The sequence below is a fragment of the uncultured Sphingomonas sp. genome, from assembly GCF_937859915.1.
In the GTDB taxonomy this organism is placed as follows: domain Bacteria; phylum Pseudomonadota; class Alphaproteobacteria; order Sphingomonadales; family Sphingomonadaceae; genus Solisphingomonas.
The window spans coordinates 63,623-79,298 of record NZ_CALMAW010000113.1 but is presented as its reverse complement, the minus strand read 5'-3'; the positions used below and the strand labels follow the sequence as shown (position 1 = coordinate 79,298).

Below are 15,676 nucleotides of genomic sequence, written 5' to 3'. Positions count from 1 at the left end.
CGCCGGCACCGTGCCGTTCGGCGCGCAAGGGCGCAATCCGGCCGCGCCGCGCCCCGCCCCGGTGCCCGCCGATACCATGGCCGACGAGGCGAACGGTGCAGCCCCAGCGGCAGCGCCGGCCGGTGCTGCCATCGCCAAGACCGGCGATCCGTCCGAGGACGGCTATATGCTCGGCTATTCGCTGTGGACGCAGAAGCGCTATGCCGATGCCGAGCAGCAGCTGACCCAGGTCGTCGCCAAATATCCCAAGAGCAAGCGCGCGAGCTACGCGCAGAATCTGCTCGGGCGCGCCTATCTCGACGACGGCCAGCTGAGCGACGCCGCCAAGGCCTTTTACACCAGCTACAAGCAATTCCCGCGCGGCGACCGCGCCCCCGACAGCCTCTATTATCTCGGCCAGACGCTGTTCCGGCTCAAGAAGAATGCCGACGCCTGCCAGGCCTATGCCGAATTCGGCGACGTCTATGGCCCGACCGCCAACGCCACCTTGAAGGCGCGCGTTGCGCAGGGGCGCGCGGATGCCAAATGCGGCGCTTGACCCAGATGCCGGCGCGCGCTTCCTAGCTGATCTCGGCGGGCTGCTCGACGGTGTCGGGCTGCCAGCCGCCGCCCCGGTCGGGATCGCCTTTTCGGGCGGCCCCGACAGCCTGGCGCTGCTCGTCCTTGCCGCATCGACCGCCGCGGGCCGCGTCAAGGCCCTGACCGTCGACCATGGCTTGCGCGCGGACAGCGCCGAGGAAGCATTGGCCGCCGCCGCCGCCGCCGCCGCAATCGGCGTCCCGCACGCCGTCGTTCGCGTTGCCGTGGCCCCGGCGGGGGACGGCCTGCAAGGCGAGGCGCGGCGCGCGCGCTATGCCGCGCTCGCCAATTGGGCGCAGGCAGAGGGGCTCATGGCGATCCTGACCGCGCACCATGCCGACGACCAGGCCGAGACCGTGCTGATGCGGCTGGCGCGCGGCGCGGGTCTGTCGGGGCTGAGCGGTATCCGCCCTGCCCGTCCGCTCGTCGACACCGCATGCGCGCCCGCGACGATGCTGCTGCGCCCCCTGCTCGGGTGGCGGAAGGCGGAGCTCGCGGCGATCGTCGCGCGGTCGGGCTTCGCCGCGGCGCTCGACCCGTCGAACAGCAACCCCCGATTCGGCCGCACCGCGGCGCGTCGGCTGCTCGCTGGCACGCCGTGGCTCGATCCCGTCCGAGTCGCGGCCGCCGCCGACCATCTGCGGGACGCCGACGCGGCGCTCGACCAGCTCGCCGATCGTCTTTTCGTCGAAGCCGTCGCGCGCGCGGGCGACGCCGTGCTGTTCACCCCCGGCGACGCCCCGCACGAGCTGCGCCGCCGCACGCTCATACGCCTGTTTTCCGCGCATTTCCGCGCGTCGCCGGACGGCCCGCCGCTCGTCCATCTGATGGCGGTATTGGCGCGCGGCGGCACCGCGACGCTGGCCGGCGTCCGCGCGCAGGGCGGCGCGGTGTGGCGCTTCTCCGCCGCCCCGCCGCATCGGGGCGCCAAACGATCGTCGTGACCGTCGTTGTTCCATTGCCATTAACGTACCTCCGCCTACATTGTCGGCGAAGCCCACGCGATCGGATGACCATGCAGAACGACGACAAGGAACCCCAGGGCCAAGGCAATGCCTGGATGAAGAACATGCTGGTCGTGTTCGCCATCGTCGGCGCACTGTTCCTGTTCGTCTCGCTGTTCGACGGCGGCATGCGCGACGCGCGCGCCAGCGACACGATCGCCTATTCCGATTTCCTCGCCAAGGTCGCCGACGGCAGCGTCAAGGACGTGGTGATCTCGGACAATAATATCAGCGGCAAGATCGGCAACGACCAGAGCTTCAACACCGTCTCGCCGGGCGACGCGCAGCTCGTCCAGCGGCTGCAGGACAAGGGCGTGCGCTTCCGCGCCAAGCCCGAGGAGCAGACCTCGGTGTGGCTGCTGCTGCTCTATCAGGCGCTGCCGTTCCTGCTGATCCTCGGCATCGCCTTCTTCGTGATGCGCCAGATGCAGAAGAACGCCGGCTCGGGCGCGATGGGCTTCGGCAAGTCGCGCGCCAAGCTGCTCACCGAGAAGCATGGCAAGGTCACCTTCGACGACGTCGCGGGCATCGACGAGGCGCGCGAGGAACTGCAGGAGATCGTCGACTTCCTGAAAGACCCGACGCGCTTCGCGCGGCTCGGCGGCAAGATCCCCAAGGGCGCGCTGCTGGTCGGCTCGCCGGGCACCGGCAAGACGCTGCTCGCTCGCGCGATCGCGGGTGAGGCGGGCGTGCCCTTCTTCACCATCTCGGGCTCCGACTTCGTCGAGATGTTCGTCGGCGTCGGCGCCAGCCGGGTGCGCGACATGTTCGAGCAGGCCAAGAAGAACGCGCCCTGTATCGTCTTCATCGACGAGATCGACGCGGTCGGCCGTCATCGCGGCGCCGGCCTCGGCAACGGCAATGACGAGCGCGAGCAGACGCTGAACCAGCTGCTTGTCGAGATGGACGGCTTCGAGGCCAATGAGGGCATCATCATCGTCGCGGCGACCAACCGCCCCGACGTGCTCGATCCCGCGCTGCTGCGTCCCGGCCGCTTCGATCGCCAGGTGATCGTGCCCCGCCCCGACATCGACGGCCGCGACAAGATCCTCGCCGTCCACGTCAAGAAGGTGCCGACCGCGCCCGACGTCGACATGCGCACGATCGCGCGCGGCACGCCCGGCTTCTCGGGCGCCGATCTCGCCAACCTCGTCAACGAGGCGGCGCTGCTCGCCGCGCGCAAGGGCAAGCGGCTGGTCGCGATGAAGGAGTTCGAGGAGGCCAAGGACAAGGTCATGATGGGCGCCGAGCGCAAGTCCATGGTGATGACCGAGGACGAGAAGCGCTCGACCGCCTATCACGAGGCGGGCCATGCGCTGGTCTCGCTGCACGTGCCGGGCTGCGATCCGCTCCACAAGGTGACGATCATCCCGAGGGGACGCGCGCTGGGCGTCACCTGGAACCTGCCCGAGCGCGACCGCTATTCGATGAACATGAAGCAGATGAAGGCGAAGCTCGCGCTCTGCTTCGGCGGCCGCATCGCCGAGCAGCTGATCTACGGCATCGACGAGCTCAACACCGGCGCCTCCAACGACATCCAGCAGGCGACCGACATGGCGCGCTCGATGGTGATGGAATATGGCATGAGCGAGAAGCTCGGCTGGCTGCGCTACCGCGACAATCAGGACGAGGTGTTCCTGGGGCACTCGGTCAGCCGCGCACAGAACATGTCCGAGGAGACCGCACGGCTGATTGATAGCGAGGTCCGCCGGCTGGTCGAGGAGGGCGAGAGTCACGCGCGCCAGGTGCTCACCGACAACCTCGACGAGCTGCACAAGCTGGCGCTCGCCCTGCTCGAGTTCGAGACGCTGACCGGCGACGAGGCCAAGAAGGCGATCAAGGGCGAGGACATCGGCCGCGACGACCGCGACAAGCGCGCGCCGCAGCCGCGCGCCGCGACCGGCTCGTCAATCCCCAAGTCGCGCCGCCCGGGCGGCGGCGGGGCGTGGGGGGACGCGGCGCCGCAGGGGGCGTAAGGCCCACTTCCTCGCGGGAGGTATCGGGAGGCCGGGGCAGCGATGCTCCGGCCTTTTTTTGCTTGCGGGTCGGAGCGGGCGGGGTCGAGCAAAAGTGTCCCGCCCTGTCTACCGTCATTCCCGCGGACTCGCGAATCCATAAGCCCGACAGATTAGAAGAGAACATCGCGCGCTAGCTGCGCCGCGCGTATGGATTCCCGCCTTCGCGGGAATGACGGGTTTGGTGGAGAGCGGCCATTCCTCTTCTTCGTCATCCCGGACGTGATCCGGGATCCATAGACGCGGCATCAGCTATTGAGGCGCTGCGCGTATGGATTCCCGCCTTCGCGGGAATGACGGCAAGTGGTGGGAAGCGGACATTCTCTGATCCCGTCACCCTGGGCTCGACCCGGGGTCCCGCTTCTTCACCCCTTTGATCAAGGCAGCTGGACTCCGGCTCAAGGCCGGGGTGACGATAAAATCCAATGTCCGCATATGGGCGAAGGCGGCCGAACGCCCCTCCCTGAAAGGGAGGGGTTTGGGGTGGGTTGGTCTCCGGATCACCGTTATGTCCGCCTCAGGCGAACCCACCCCGACCCCTCCCTTTCAGGGAGGGGAGATGATGACGGCAAACGGGGGCGGTAGCGCATCCCCATTTGAGCCTTGGCAATTTTAGCCATATAGGTTATACGCGCTGCCCGTTCGATCCGCGCGCCTGACGAGGCGCCCGGTCGAGCGGGATGGGACGGCGCCGGCGCCACGGTGTCGGCGACCGTCCGAACGGCCGGCGCGCTGGCATCCGGAGGGATGTCCTTGCACTTGTCCGCAACCAGGCCAGCACCTGCTTGCCGCCTCCCGTGCCACGCGGAGACCGGCAGAGAACCAGGTGTCCGCCCCAACCGAGATCGCATCGATTTCCGCGCCCCAAAGGCCGCTTCGGCTCCCAGAGCTTCTTGCGGCATCAGGCGACCGGCGACGATGAAGGCTCTCGCGGGAGGAGAACCCCGCAAACCCTCCGCTTGCACGAGGCACGCGAGGGCGCCGGCCGTTTCTCTCGCTCGCCGCACGGCAGAGGCGGGAGACGTGCGTCCGGAAATCCTACAGATGCCATTCCCCACCGCCGTCATCCCGGCGAAAGCCGGGACCCATGGATGCGGGGTGGGAATGGGGCTGGCGCCGCGCCAGCCGTAGAATTGCCGCCGTCTATGGGTCCCGGCTTTCGCCGGGATGACGGAAAACAGAGGAAGCGCGCGTGCCGGCTCGGCCCACGCAAAAGCTCACCCGCGCTTGTGGTGCTCGCCCTTGACCCAGCGGATCGTGCCCGACGAGGCGCGCATCACCACGCTCTCGGTGGTCAGCACGCCATCGCGGCGGCGCTTGACGCCGTCGAGCAGCGAGCCCGCGGTGACGCCGGTCGCCGCGAAGATCGCGTCGCCCTTCACCAGATCCTCGAGCTCATAGATGCGGTTGAGGTCGGTCACGCCCCATTTGGCGGCGCGCGCGCGCTCGTCGTCGTTGCGGAACAGCAGCCGGCCCTGGAACTGGCCGCCGACGCACGCCAGCGCCGCCGCCGCGAGCACGCCCTCGGGCGCGCCGCCCGAGCCCATGTACATGTCGATCGTCGTGTCGGGGTTGGTCACCGAGATCACGCCGGCGACGTCGCCGTCGGGGATCAGATAGATGCCGGTGCCGAGCGCGCGCAGCTCGGCGATCATCTTCGCGTGACGCGGGCGATCGAGCACCAGCACGGTGATCTCGGAGGGCGCGACGCCCTTGGCCTTGGCGAACGCCTCGACGCGCTCGGTCGGCGTCTGGTCGAGCGAGACGAGGCCGCGCGGATAGCCCGGCCCGATCGCGAGCTTGTCCATATAGACGTCGGGCGCGTTGAGCAGGCAGCCCTCCTCGGCGATCGCCAGCACCGCGAGGCTGTTCGGCCCGCCGGTCGCGCAGATCGTCGTGCCCTCGAGCGGATCGAGCGCGATGTCGATCTTGGGGCCGGTGCCCTTGCCGACCTTCTCGCCAATATAGAGCATCGGCGCCTCGTCGCGTTCGCCCTCGCCGATCACCACGGTGCCGTCGAAGTCGAGCTCGTTGAACGCGGCGCGCATCGCCTCGACCGCGGCGGCGTCGGCCGCCTTCTCGTCACCCCGTCCGATCAGCTTGGCGGCCGCGATCGCGGCGGCCTCGGTGACGCGCACCATCTCGAGCACGAGGACGCGGTCGAGAAGCTGGCTTCTGGCAATCGGATCGGTCGACATGGTCTCTCCTTGAGGCGCCCCGGAATTGCGCCGAGCGTTAGGGAAGCTGTGTTACGATGTCGAGGATGGCAGCGCTGGTCGTGGGAGCGCGACGGAATCAAATAGCCGTTCGTCCCGAGCGCAGTCGTAGTGCGACCGGAATTGGAGTGCAGGATCGGTCCTAGACGTCGAGAATGTGCATCATCATCGGGACCCCGAGCAGGCTGCTCGAGCCCTCGAGCCGCGCCAGCGCGTCGGTGACCGCTCGCTCCGGCCCCTCGTGCGTCACCATCGCGACCAGAACCCCGCCCTCGGCGGTCGCGCCGCGCTGGATCAGGCTTTCGATCGAGACCCCGGCATCGCGCATCGCGGCGGCGATCTCGGCGAGCACGCCGGGCCGGTCGGCGACCGAGAAGCGCAGATAGGCACGGCCGCGGCGGTCACCCGTCTTCGCGGGCGCCATCGCCGCCAGGCTCGCGACCGGCATCGCGAAGGCGGGGCCATATTCGCCGCGCGCGATGTCGATCAGGTCCGCGACGACCGCGGAGGCGGTCGGCCCCTCGCCCGCGCCGCGGCCCTGGAACAGCAGGCGCCCGACGAAATTGCCCTCCGCCACGACGGCGTTGAGCGAGCCCGCGACATGCGCCAGCGGGTGCGCGTTGGGGACGAGGCAGGCATGGACGCGCTGGAACAGGCCGGCGGTGCTGCTGCCTTCGGGCTGCGCCTCGGCAAGCCCGACGAGGCGGACGCGGTAGCCCAGCGCCTGCGCCTGCGCGATGTCGGCGGCGAGGACGTGGCGGATGCCCGTGACGGCGGCGGCGTCGAAGTCGATCCGCGTCCCGAAGGCGAGGCTCGCTAGGATCGACAGCTTGTGCGCGGCATCGACGCCGTCGATGTCGAACGACGGATCGGCCTCGGCATAGCCGAGCCGCTGCGCCTCGCCGAGCACCTCGGCAAAGTCGCGGCCCTCGGCCTCCATCGTGGTCAGGATATAATTGCAGGTGCCGTTGAGAATGCCGTAGACGCGCCCGATCGCATTGGCGGCAGCCCCCTCGCGCAGCCCCTTGATCACCGGGATCCCGCCCGCGACCGCGGCCTCATATTTGAGCGCGACGCCCGCCGCCTCGGCGTCGCCGGCAAGCCCGATGCCGTGATGCGCGATCATCGCCTTGTTGGCGGTGACGAAATGGCGCTTGGCCGCGATCGTGCGGCGCGCGAGGGTCAGCGCGGGGCCGTCCGAACCGCCGATCAGCTCGACGACGACATCGACATCGTCGCGTGCCGCAAGCTCGGCGGCGTCGTCTACCCAGGCGAAGCGCGCCAGATCGACGCCGCGGTCGCGCGTCCGGTCGCGCGCCGAGACCGCGACGATCTCGATGGCGCGCCCGGCGCGGCGCTCGACGATCTCGCGGTTGACGTCGAGCAGCTTGACGACGCCCGCGCCCACCGTGCCCAACCCCGCCAGCGCGATCCGCAATGCTTGGCCCATGAAAAACCCTCCCGTCGTACAGCGGGACGCGCTGACACGACGGGAGGGTCAGGGCAAGCCGTCAGGCTTGCATTATCGCTAAACGATCAATGGCACTTCACATTGCCGCGATCGATCGAGCGACCGAGCAGCGCGCCGCCGCCCGCACCGAGCAGCGTGCCGAGCGTGCCGCCGCCGAGCAGAGCGCCGGCCGCGCCGCCGCCGATCGCGCCGATCACGGTGCCGGTCGTGCCGTCGCTGCGGCGGCAGTAATAGCGGCCGTCATGGCCGCGATAGACCTGGTCGTGGCGACCCAGGCGCCGATCGCCGCCATCCCGGCCGCGATCGCCATTATGGCCGTTGTCACGATAGTCGCGCGACGGATCCCAGCCCTGCTGGTCGCCATGCCACTGCTGCGCGGACGCTGCGGTCGAGGTCATCGCGACCGGCATCACCAGCATCGCGGCGGTCATCGCGCCCAATATGCTCTTCTTCATCGTCCACTCCTGTCAAATGTGCCCGCACAACCTTTCGTCGCCGAAATGGTTGCCCACGCTCCGGCTATGGCGCAGCGGGCATGGCGTCGGCCTGAACGCGCCGGTCAGCGATCAGACAGCTTCAGTTGGCCGCGCGGGTCGGCGGCGCCGCATTGACCCCCATCGACTGAAGGTAGCGCTTGATGTTGCGCGCCGCCTGGCGGATGCGGTGCTCATTCTCGACCAGCGCGAGCCGGACGAAGCCCTCGCCCTCCTCGCCGAAGCCGACGCCGGGCGCGACCGCGACCTGCGCGTGGGTGAGCAGCTGCTTGGAGAATTCGAGCGCGCCAAGATGCTTGAGCGCGGGCGGGATCGGCGCCCAGCAGAACATCGACGCCTCGGGCACCGGCAGTTCCCAGCCGGCGCGGCCGAAGCTCTCGACCATCACGTCGCGGCGGCGCTTGTAGAGCTGGCGGTTCTGCTCGACGATGTCCTGCGGGCCGTTGATCGCGGCGACCGCCGCTGCCTGGATCGGCGTGAACGCACCGTAATCCAGATAGGACTTCACCCGCGTCAGCGCGCCGATCAGCGTCTTGTTGCCGACCGCGAAACCGATCCGCCAGCCCGCCATCGAATAGGTCTTCGACACCGAGGTGAATTCGATCGCGACATCCTTGGCGCCGGGCACCTGGAGGATCGACGGCGTCGGCACGTCGCCGAAATAGATTTCCGAATAGGCCAGGTCGGACAGAACCCAGAGCTTGTGCTCCTTCGCGAAGGCGACGACCTTGGTGTAGAAATCGAGATCGGCGACATAGGCGGTCGGGTTGGACGGATAGCCCATCACCAGCACCGACGGCTTGGGCACGGTGTAGGCGATCGCATGCTCGAGCCGCGTGAAGAAATCCGGGCCGGGTGCGGCCGGGATCGAGCGGATCGCGGCCCCCGCGATGATGAAGCCGAAGGTGTGGATCGGATAGCTCGGGTTCGGCGCGAGCACGACGTCGCCGGGCGCGGTGATCGCCTGCGCGAGGTTGGCGAGCCCCTCCTTCGAGCCGAGCGTCACGACCACCTCGGTATCGGGATCGAGATCGACCCCGAAGCGGCGCGCATAATAGCCGGCCTGCGCCTTGCGCAGCCCGGGAATGCCCTTCGACGCCGAATAGCCGTGCGCATTGGGATCGCGCGCGACCTCGACCAGCTTCTCGATGACATGCGGCGCGGGCGCGCCATCGGGATTGCCCATGCCGAGATCGATGATGTCCTCGCCCGCCGCGCGCGCCGCTGCCTTCATCGCGTTCACTTCGGCGAACACGTAGGGGGGCAGGCGACGGATGCGGTAGAATTCCTCGGACATCGGGCAGGACCTTTTCTCGGATGGCTCGCCAAGCAGGCGGCGCGCGCGGTATAGCGGGATACGGCGCGCGGGCACAGGCGCTTGTCGACGGAGAACGGGATGACGCACGGCGAGGGCGATACGGTGATCGCGGCAGGCATGCTGACCCCGACGCTCGACGAACTCCAGCACTGGACGGGCGTGATCGGCCGCGCGCAGCAGCTCATGCTCGAATATGCCGTGACGCAGGCGACGCGCGCACCGGCGACGCTGCCCGATTTCTCGAAGCTGCTGACCGTCACCCCGCCGACCAGTTTCGCCGTCGACCCGACCAAGCTGGTCGATGCGCAGGCCGATTTCTGGAAGGACAGCCTGACGCTCTGGCAGCGTTTTCTCAACCCGGGCTCGACCGCGTCCCCGGATGCGCCGGTCGCCGATCGCCGCTTCGCCGCGCCGCAATGGCAGGCGAACCCGCTGTTCGACCTGATCCGCCAGTCCTATCAGCTGCTGTCGGACCACATGGTGCGCTCGGTCGGCGCGGTCGAGGGGCTCAGCGACAAGCAGCGCAACCAGATGCTGTTCGTGACGCGCGCCTTCGCCGATGCGATCGCGCCGAGCAACTTCCTTGCGACCAACCCGCTCGCGCTCGAGAAGATCGTCGCGACGCGCGGCGAGAGCCTGATCAAGGGGCTCGAAAATATGCTCGCGGATCTCGGACGCGGCCAGCTGACGCATGCGGATCGTGCCGCCTTCGTCCTGGGCGAGACGATCGCGGCGACGCCGGGCAAGGTGATCTACGAGACGCCGCTGTTCCAGCTGATCCACTATGCGCCGACCACGGCGCGCGTCGCGACGATCCCGCTGGTCGTCTTTCCGCCCTGGATCAACCGCTTCTACATCCTCGACCTCAACCCCAAGAAGAGCTTCGTGCGCTGGGCGGTCGAGCAGGGGCTCAGCGTGTTCATGGTGTCGTGGAAGTCCGCGGACGAAAGCCTGGCGGCGATCATCCTCGACGATTATGTCGCGGCGCAGATCGAGGCGATCGACGTCGTGCGCGATCTGCTCGGCGTCGGGGCGGTGCATGCGATCGGCTATTGCGTCGCCGGCACCACCTTCGCCGCGACGCTCGCGCTGCTGACCGCGCGGGGCGAGGCCGCCAAGGTGGCGAGCGCGACCTTCTTCACCGCGCAGGTCGACTTCGCCTCGGCCGGCGACCTGTCGCTGTTCATCGACGACGCCCAGCTCGGCCTCGTCGCCGAACTGGCGGGCGACAAGGGCTATCTCGACGGCCGCTACATGGCCGCCGCGTTCAACCTGCTGCGCGGGCGCGATCTGATCTGGAACTATGTCGTCCAGAATTATCTGATGGGCGAAGACTATCCGGCGTTCGACCTGCTCTATTGGAACGGCGACACGACCAACCTGCCCGCGGCCTGGCATCTGAGCTATCTGCGCGATCTCTACCGCGACAATCTGCTCGCCAAGCCGGGCGGGATCAGCGTCGCCGGGACGCCGATCGACCTCACCACCGTCACCACGCCGAGCTATGTCCAGGCCGGCCGCGAGGATCATATCGCGCCCGCCGACAGCGTCTGGAAGCTCACCGAGCATCTGGCCGGGCCGCTGCGCTTCGTGCTCGCCGGATCGGGACATATTGCCGGCGTGGTCAATCCGCCCGACGCGCAGAAATATCAATATTGGACGAGCGACACGCCTGCCGCCTCGCTTGCCGAGTTCGTCGCACAGGCGCGCGAAACCAAGGGCAGCTGGTGGCCAGACTGGCGGGGTTGGCTGGCCGCCATCGACGACGGCACCGTCGCCGCGACGCGCGCGCGCATCCCCGGGCGCGGGAAGCGCAAGGCGATAGAGGATGCGCCCGGCCGCTACGTCCGCCTGCCCTGAACGGCTCGACGCAAGCGTGGAACCGCTTGCCGCAGACGCCGATGCTGCACTGCACAATATTGCTTGTCGATCGACGCAGTTCGCAGTATTGTGCGGTGCAACAACAATGAATGTATGTGAGGTCTGGCCGTCATGTCCGAACCCAGCAAGCCGGCGACACGGCAACCGAAGCTCTCGGCCGTGCCGAAGGCGATCGACGCCGCGCCGGTTGCTAAGGATTTGGTGGCGAAGACTTTAGCGCCGGCCCCCGCCGCCAAGGCGCCGCCGGCCGCGTCCGTCGACGCGCCGCCGTCGGCCGCGCCGGTCGTCGAACCGGTCAAGCGCAAGCGCGGTCGCCCCCCCGGTGCGCGGGCCGAGACCGATTCGCTGGCGCCCCATCCGGCAGCTGCCGAGCCGGTCGCTGCGAAACCGGCCTTTGCGAAGCCGGTTGCCGTCACACCGCCCGCCATAAAGCCGACTGTCGCCGCACCGACACCGGACAGCCTCACACATGAACCCGTGGCACCTCTCGTCGCCACAGCCGTAGAAGGACCGACCGCCATGAACGACACGATCAGCAAGATGCAGGACGCCGCCAAGACCTTCACCGGCGACGCCGGTGCGCGCACCCAGGCGCTGTTCGGGGACTTCAGCGGCCGCGCCAAGGGTGCCTACGACAAGAGCGTCAAGATGACCGAGGAATTCACCGAATTCCAGAAGGGCAATGTCGAGGCGATGGTCGAATCGTCGAAGCTCGCCGCCAAGGCCGCCGAGGCGCTCGGTCAGGAAGCTGCCGATTATGCGCGCAAGTCGTTCGAGACCACGACCGCCGCGTTCAAGACCTTTGCCTCCGCCAAGTCGCCGACCGAACTGTTCAAGCTGCAGAGCGACTATTTCAAATCCTATTTCGACTCGGCCGTCGCCGAGAGCTCGAAGGTGACCGAGGCGTGGCTCAAGCTCGCCGGCGAGGTTGCCCAGCCGCTCTCGAACCGCGTCGCGGTCGCGGTCGAGAAGGTCAAGGCGACGACCGCGATCTAATCCGCTTCGTCGGCCACCATCGGCCGATTTGACAATCGAAGGCCGTCTCGCTCCAGCGAGGCGGCCTTTCGCTTTTGCGCCGATGTCGCACAAAGCCCGACACGGGCTCTTGCCCTCCCGCCCGCGGATGCCATATTCTGGCGTGAACATGCATATGCCCAACGACATCATCGAACCGACCTACGAGAGTCGTGGCGCGATCCGCGTGACCGCCGCGAACAAGGATGGCGAGGATCCCGGCAACGGCGTCGGCGTCGCCACCCGCACGCGGACGCGCACCAAGAAGCCGTCGTTGTACAAGGTGTTGATGCTCAACGATGACTACACGCCGATGGAGTTCGTCGTGCTGTGCCTGCAACGCTTCTTCCGGATGAGCATCGAGGATGCGACCCGGGTGATGCTCCACGTCCACCAGAAGGGCGTCGGCGTATGCGGCGTGTTCAGCCACGAGGTCGCCGAGACCAAGGCGACTCAGGTGGTCGACTTCGCCCGCCAGCAGCAGCACCCGCTGCAGTGCACGATCGAGAAGGCCTGAAGGGTCTTTTGCCGCGCGCTCATGGAGAGCGCCTGGCGTTCGCAAGACGGTGACGCGAAGCCGAGATCGGCAAGTCTCGGAACGATCCAACAGGACTCGATCGCCAGCAGGATCGACCGAGCGCATGGGCTTCGGGATCGCAGATCGGTGTTGCTGTAGCCTAGCCGAGCGCGCTTCGATCAGCGCCAACTAGAAGAGGAATGGTGGAGCCGTGGGGGATCGAACCCCAGACCTTCGCAATGCCATCGCGACGCTCTCCCAGCTGAGCTACGGCCCCACATTCCATTCGCGCCGACTGGGGATCGGCATCGAGATCGCCGCCTTTAGGGCAGGCGGCCGACCCGTGCAAGAGGGCTTGGTCGGGACGTTCGCGCTTTTTGCACTATGCCCCGACCGAGCCGTTCGAAGGACTTACTGCTCGTCCTCGTCGTCATGCTTGGCGACGCCCAGATCGTCGTCGCCACCCAGATCGGTGTCGTCGTCGGCAGGCTCTTCGTCCTCGGCGATGTCGATCTCCTCGGCGAGATCGGAATCCTCCGTCTCCTTCTTCTCGACCACCGGCTTGGGCGCGTCGAAAGGCAGCGGCTGCTTCGACTTGAGCACCGGATCGGCTTCCCACTGGATGCCGCAGTTGATGCAGGTGATCGGGTCGTCCTTGCCCAGATCGTAGAAGCGGGTGCCGCACTTCGGGCAGGCCCGCTTGGCGCCCCATTCAGGCTTCACCATGTCTCGTTCACATCCAATTGCTTGAAGGAGGCCGCCAGGCGGGAAACGCCGACGGCTCGCGGGCCGCGCCTTGCCATAGCGGGGGGCGGCTGTCAAAAGCCCGGGCCCTATGACCCCGCCCCCGCCCCAGACACTGCGCCTCACGGCGCCCCGCCCGCTCGCCGGCCGCGTCACCGTGCCCGGCGACAAGTCGATCTCGCACCGCGCGCTGATGCTGTCCGCGCTGGCGGTGGGGACGAGTCGCGTCGAGGGATTGCTCGAGGGCGAGGACGTGCTCGCCACCGCGGCCGCGATGCGCGCCATGGGGGCGACGATCATGCGCGGCGACGACGGCGCGTGGACGATCGACGGCGTCGGCGTCGGCGGCCTGCTCCAGCCCGCGAGCGCGCTCGACATGGGCAATTCGGGCACCTCGACGCGGCTGCTGATGGGGCTGGTGTCGAGCCATGCGATCAGCGCGACCTTCATCGGCGACGCCTCGCTGTCGAAGCGGCCGATGGCGCGGGTGATCGAGCCGCTGTCGCGCACCGGCGCCGAGTTCACCGCAAGCCCCGGAGGGCGGCTGCCGCTGATGGTCCGCGGGATCTGTCCGGCGGTGCCGATCGAATACCGGCTGCCGGTGGCGTCGGCGCAGGTCAAGTCAGCGGTGCTGCTCGCCGGGCTCAACACGCCGGGGATCACGCGTGTGGTCGAGCCGGTGCCCACGCGCGATCATAGCGAGCGGATGTTGCGCGGCTTCGGTGCCGAGATCAGCGTCGAGACGCAGGCCGACGGCACCCGGATCATCGCGCTCACCGGCGAGGCGGAGCTCCGGCCGCAGCAGATCGTCGTGCCGGGCGATCCGTCCTCGGCGGGGTTTCCGGCGGTCGCCGCGCTGATCGTTCCGGGCTCCGAGATCGTGATCGCCAATGTCGGCCTCAACCCGACGCGCGCCGGCCTTTACGAGATGCTGCGCGCGATGGGCGGCGACATCGGCTTCGAGAACGAGCGCACCGTCGGCGGCGAGCCCGTCGCCGATCTGCGGGTGAAGGCGTCCGCGCTGCGCGGGATCGAGGTGCCGCCGTCGATCGTGCCCAGCATGGTCGACGAATTTCCGATCCTGTTCGTCGCCTGCGCGCTGGCACAGGGGCGGTCGGTGCTGCGCGGGCTCGACGAGCTGCGCGTCAAGGAATCGGATCGCATCGCGGTAATGGCGGCGGGGCTGCGCGCGATCGGCGCGACCGTCGAGGAGGTCGAGGACGGGCTGATCATCGACGGCACCGGCGGCGACCCGCTCGCGGGCGGCGCGGTCGTCGCGACGCATCTCGATCACCGCATCGCGATGAGCTTCGCGGTCGCTTCGCTCGCCTGCCGGATGCCGGTGACGGTCGACGATCGCGCGCCGATCGCGACGAGCTTCCCGAGCTTCGTCGCGATGATGGCGACGCTCGGCGCCGAACAGTGGGAAGGCAATCTATGATCATCGCCGTCGACGGCCCCGCCGCCTCGGGCAAGGGCACGATCGCCAGGGCGCTCGCCCGCCATTACGGACTGCCGCATCTCGACACCGGGCTGCTCTACCGGGCGGTGGGCATCGCGGTGCTCCGCAGCGGCGGCGATCCGTCCGACGAGGGCGATGCGTTCCGCGCCTGCGGGTTCGAGGATACGCTGCTCAGCGACCCGGGGCTCAAGAGCGAAGCTGCCGCGCGCGCCGCCTCGATCGTGTCGGCGCATCCCGTGGTCCGCGCCGCGCTGCTCGAACGCCAGCGCGACTTCGCGCATGCGCCGGGCGGCGCGGTGCTCGACGGGCGCGACATCGGCACGGTGATCGCGCCCGAGGCGCGGGCCAAATTGTTCGTCACCGCCTCGCCCGAGGTGCGTGCGCAGCGGCGCTTCGCCGAGTTGACCGGTCACGGCCTCGCGGTCAGCTACGACCATGTGCTGGCCGACATCCGCGCCCGCGACGCGCGCGACTCGGGCCGCGGGATCGCGCCGCTCCGCCAGGCCGACGACGCGGCATTGCTAGAGACCAGCGATCTTGGTGTCGACGCGGCGGTCGCGGCGGCGATCGCGCTGGTCGAACAGGCCCGGTAGGGCGTTCGCGATAGAGCGTTCCCCGGCGGACGCCGGGGCCCAGTTCCTGCGCCCGTGGCAAGCGGATGCGCCCGCCGGCGACGTGGGGCCTGGGCCCCGGCCTGCGCCGGGGAACGGGATGCGGGGTCGTCGCTCCTAGCCGGACCGCGGCTCGGTCTGCGCCCGGCGGCCCGGCTTGCGCCGGCTTTCCGCACCGTCACCCTCGATCAGGCTATTTTCGAACGCTTCGCGTGCGACATCCCAGACGCTGCGGTCCCGCGCCGGCTGGGACGTCGGTTGCGGGCTGTTTTTCTGCTCCGTAACCATGTCTTTCTCCTGCCGCGAAAACGCGCGACAGGCACATTTGGCGCCACGGCTGGTCTCAGCCG

14 protein-coding genes and 1 tRNA gene are annotated in these 15,676 nt (G+C 68.6%); 8 read left to right on the top strand and 7 right to left on the bottom strand.

The annotated features are described in order from the left end of the window. From Q0326_RS14895 to ftsH, 3 genes are all read left to right on the top strand, one after another. Positions 1–538: tetratricopeptide repeat protein (locus Q0326_RS14895; RefSeq protein WP_298691875.1), on the top strand; the 538-nt coding region annotated here is incomplete at its 5' end. Further along, positions 519–1,523 carry a tRNA lysidine(34) synthetase TilS gene (tilS, locus tag Q0326_RS14890; protein WP_298691873.1) on the top strand — a complete coding sequence of 335 codons (1,005 nt, stop codon included), beginning with the start codon at positions 519–521 and terminating at the stop codon, positions 1,521–1,523. The genes Q0326_RS14895 and tilS, both read left to right, overlap by 20 nt. A 65-nt stretch (positions 1,524–1,588) precedes the next feature. After that, complete coding sequence (gene ftsH / locus Q0326_RS14885; protein ID WP_298691871.1) at positions 1,589–3,559, top strand: ATP-dependent zinc metalloprotease FtsH; 1,971 nt, start codon at positions 1,589–1,591, stop codon at positions 3,557–3,559. A gap of 1,256 nt (positions 3,560–4,815) precedes the next feature. Here ftsH and glpX read toward each other — a convergent pair. The 4 genes from glpX to Q0326_RS14865 form a co-directional block, all read right to left on the bottom strand. Beyond that, positions 4,816–5,796 (bottom strand): class II fructose-bisphosphatase, encoded by a 981-nt coding sequence (glpX, locus tag Q0326_RS14880; protein WP_298691869.1) that lies wholly within the window; start codon positions 5,794–5,796, stop codon positions 4,816–4,818. Positions 5,797–5,956: 160 nt separating this feature from the next. Beyond that, positions 5,957–7,264, bottom strand: coding sequence for a homoserine dehydrogenase (locus tag Q0326_RS14875; protein ID WP_298691867.1), 1,308 nt, complete (start codon positions 7,262–7,264; stop codon positions 5,957–5,959). Positions 7,265–7,350: 86 nt separating this feature from the next. Next, positions 7,351–7,740: a glycine zipper 2TM domain-containing protein gene (locus Q0326_RS14870; RefSeq protein WP_298691865.1), complete on the bottom strand. Its 390-nt coding sequence runs from the start codon at positions 7,738–7,740 to the stop codon at positions 7,351–7,353. A 121-nt stretch (positions 7,741–7,861) separates the two neighbouring features. Then, positions 7,862–9,076, bottom strand: coding sequence for an LL-diaminopimelate aminotransferase (locus tag Q0326_RS14865; RefSeq protein ID WP_298691862.1), 1,215 nt, complete (start codon positions 9,074–9,076; stop codon positions 7,862–7,864). Positions 9,077–9,175: 99 nt separating this feature from the next. Here Q0326_RS14865 and phaC point away from each other — a divergent pair, with 99 nt between their 5' ends. The 3 genes from phaC to clpS all read left to right on the top strand — a co-directional run bounded on the left by phaC (position 9,176) and on the right by clpS (position 12,509). Beyond that, the gene (gene phaC / locus Q0326_RS14860; RefSeq protein ID WP_298691860.1) at positions 9,176–10,957 is read left to right on the top strand and encodes a class I poly(R)-hydroxyalkanoic acid synthase; all 1,782 of its coding nucleotides are present in this window, start codon (positions 9,176–9,178) and stop codon (positions 10,955–10,957) included. Between the two features lie 540 nt (positions 10,958–11,497). Continuing rightward, the gene (locus Q0326_RS14855; protein WP_298691859.1) at positions 11,498–11,974 is read left to right on the top strand and encodes a phasin family protein; all 477 of its coding nucleotides are present in this window, start codon (positions 11,498–11,500) and stop codon (positions 11,972–11,974) included. 148 nt (positions 11,975–12,122) lie between these two features. Further along, positions 12,123–12,509, top strand: a complete 387-nt coding sequence (clpS, locus tag Q0326_RS14850; protein ID WP_298691857.1) for an ATP-dependent Clp protease adapter ClpS — start codon at positions 12,123–12,125, stop codon at positions 12,507–12,509. A gap of 201 nt (positions 12,510–12,710) precedes the next feature. Here clpS and Q0326_RS14845 read toward each other — a convergent pair. After that, positions 12,711–12,786, bottom strand: a tRNA-Ala gene (locus Q0326_RS14845). A 134-nt stretch (positions 12,787–12,920) separates the two neighbouring features. Further along, positions 12,921–13,235 (bottom strand): TIGR02300 family protein, encoded by a 315-nt coding sequence (locus Q0326_RS14840; protein ID WP_298691855.1) that lies wholly within the window; start codon positions 13,233–13,235, stop codon positions 12,921–12,923. Positions 13,236–13,344: 109 nt separating this feature from the next. Here Q0326_RS14840 and aroA point away from each other — a divergent pair, with 109 nt between their 5' ends. Continuing rightward, entirely contained in the window at positions 13,345–14,694 is a 1,350-nt protein-coding gene (aroA, locus tag Q0326_RS14835; protein WP_298691853.1) for a 3-phosphoshikimate 1-carboxyvinyltransferase, read from the top strand. Next, on the top strand, positions 14,691–15,308 hold the full coding sequence (locus tag Q0326_RS14830) for a d(CMP) kinase (protein ID WP_298691851.1): 618 nt from the start codon (positions 14,691–14,693) through the stop codon (positions 15,306–15,308). The genes aroA and Q0326_RS14830 overlap by 4 nt, the downstream gene beginning before the upstream one ends. A gap of 135 nt (positions 15,309–15,443) precedes the next feature. Here the strand turns inward: Q0326_RS14830 and Q0326_RS14825 are convergent, their stop codons facing one another. Continuing rightward, complete coding sequence (locus tag Q0326_RS14825) at positions 15,444–15,614, bottom strand: hypothetical protein (RefSeq protein WP_298691849.1); 171 nt, start codon at positions 15,612–15,614, stop codon at positions 15,444–15,446. Positions 15,615–15,676: the final 62 nt, after the last annotated feature.

Excerpts from the sequence above, each read along its gene's own strand:
- Q0326_RS14875 (WP_298691867.1), bottom strand. The coding sequence starts at position 7,264 with ATGGGCCAAGCATTGCGGATCGCGCTGGCGGGGTTGGGCACGGTGGGC.
- Q0326_RS14840 (WP_298691855.1), bottom strand. The coding sequence starts at position 13,235 with ATGGTGAAGCCTGAATGGGGCGCCAAGCGGGCCTGCCCGAAGTGCGGC.
- clpS (WP_298691857.1), top strand. The coding sequence starts at position 12,123 with ATGCATATGCCCAACGACATCATCGAACCGACCTACGAGAGTCGTGGC.
- Q0326_RS14870 (WP_298691865.1), bottom strand. The coding sequence starts at position 7,740 with ATGAAGAAGAGCATATTGGGCGCGATGACCGCCGCGATGCTGGTGATG.
- ftsH (WP_298691871.1), top strand. The coding sequence starts at position 1,589 with ATGACCATGCAGAACGACGACAAGGAACCCCAGGGCCAAGGCAATGCC.
- Q0326_RS14825 (WP_298691849.1), bottom strand. The coding sequence starts at position 15,614 with ATGGTTACGGAGCAGAAAAACAGCCCGCAACCGACGTCCCAGCCGGCG.
- tilS (WP_298691873.1), top strand. The coding sequence starts at position 519 with ATGCCAAATGCGGCGCTTGACCCAGATGCCGGCGCGCGCTTCCTAGCT.
- aroA (WP_298691853.1), top strand. The coding sequence starts at position 13,345 with ATGACCCCGCCCCCGCCCCAGACACTGCGCCTCACGGCGCCCCGCCCG.
- phaC (WP_298691860.1), top strand. The coding sequence starts at position 9,176 with ATGACGCACGGCGAGGGCGATACGGTGATCGCGGCAGGCATGCTGACC.
- glpX (WP_298691869.1), bottom strand. The coding sequence starts at position 5,796 with ATGTCGACCGATCCGATTGCCAGAAGCCAGCTTCTCGACCGCGTCCTC.
- Q0326_RS14855 (WP_298691859.1), top strand. The coding sequence starts at position 11,498 with ATGAACGACACGATCAGCAAGATGCAGGACGCCGCCAAGACCTTCACC.
- Q0326_RS14865 (WP_298691862.1), bottom strand. The coding sequence starts at position 9,076 with ATGTCCGAGGAATTCTACCGCATCCGTCGCCTGCCCCCCTACGTGTTC.
- Q0326_RS14830 (WP_298691851.1), top strand. The coding sequence starts at position 14,691 with ATGATCATCGCCGTCGACGGCCCCGCCGCCTCGGGCAAGGGCACGATC.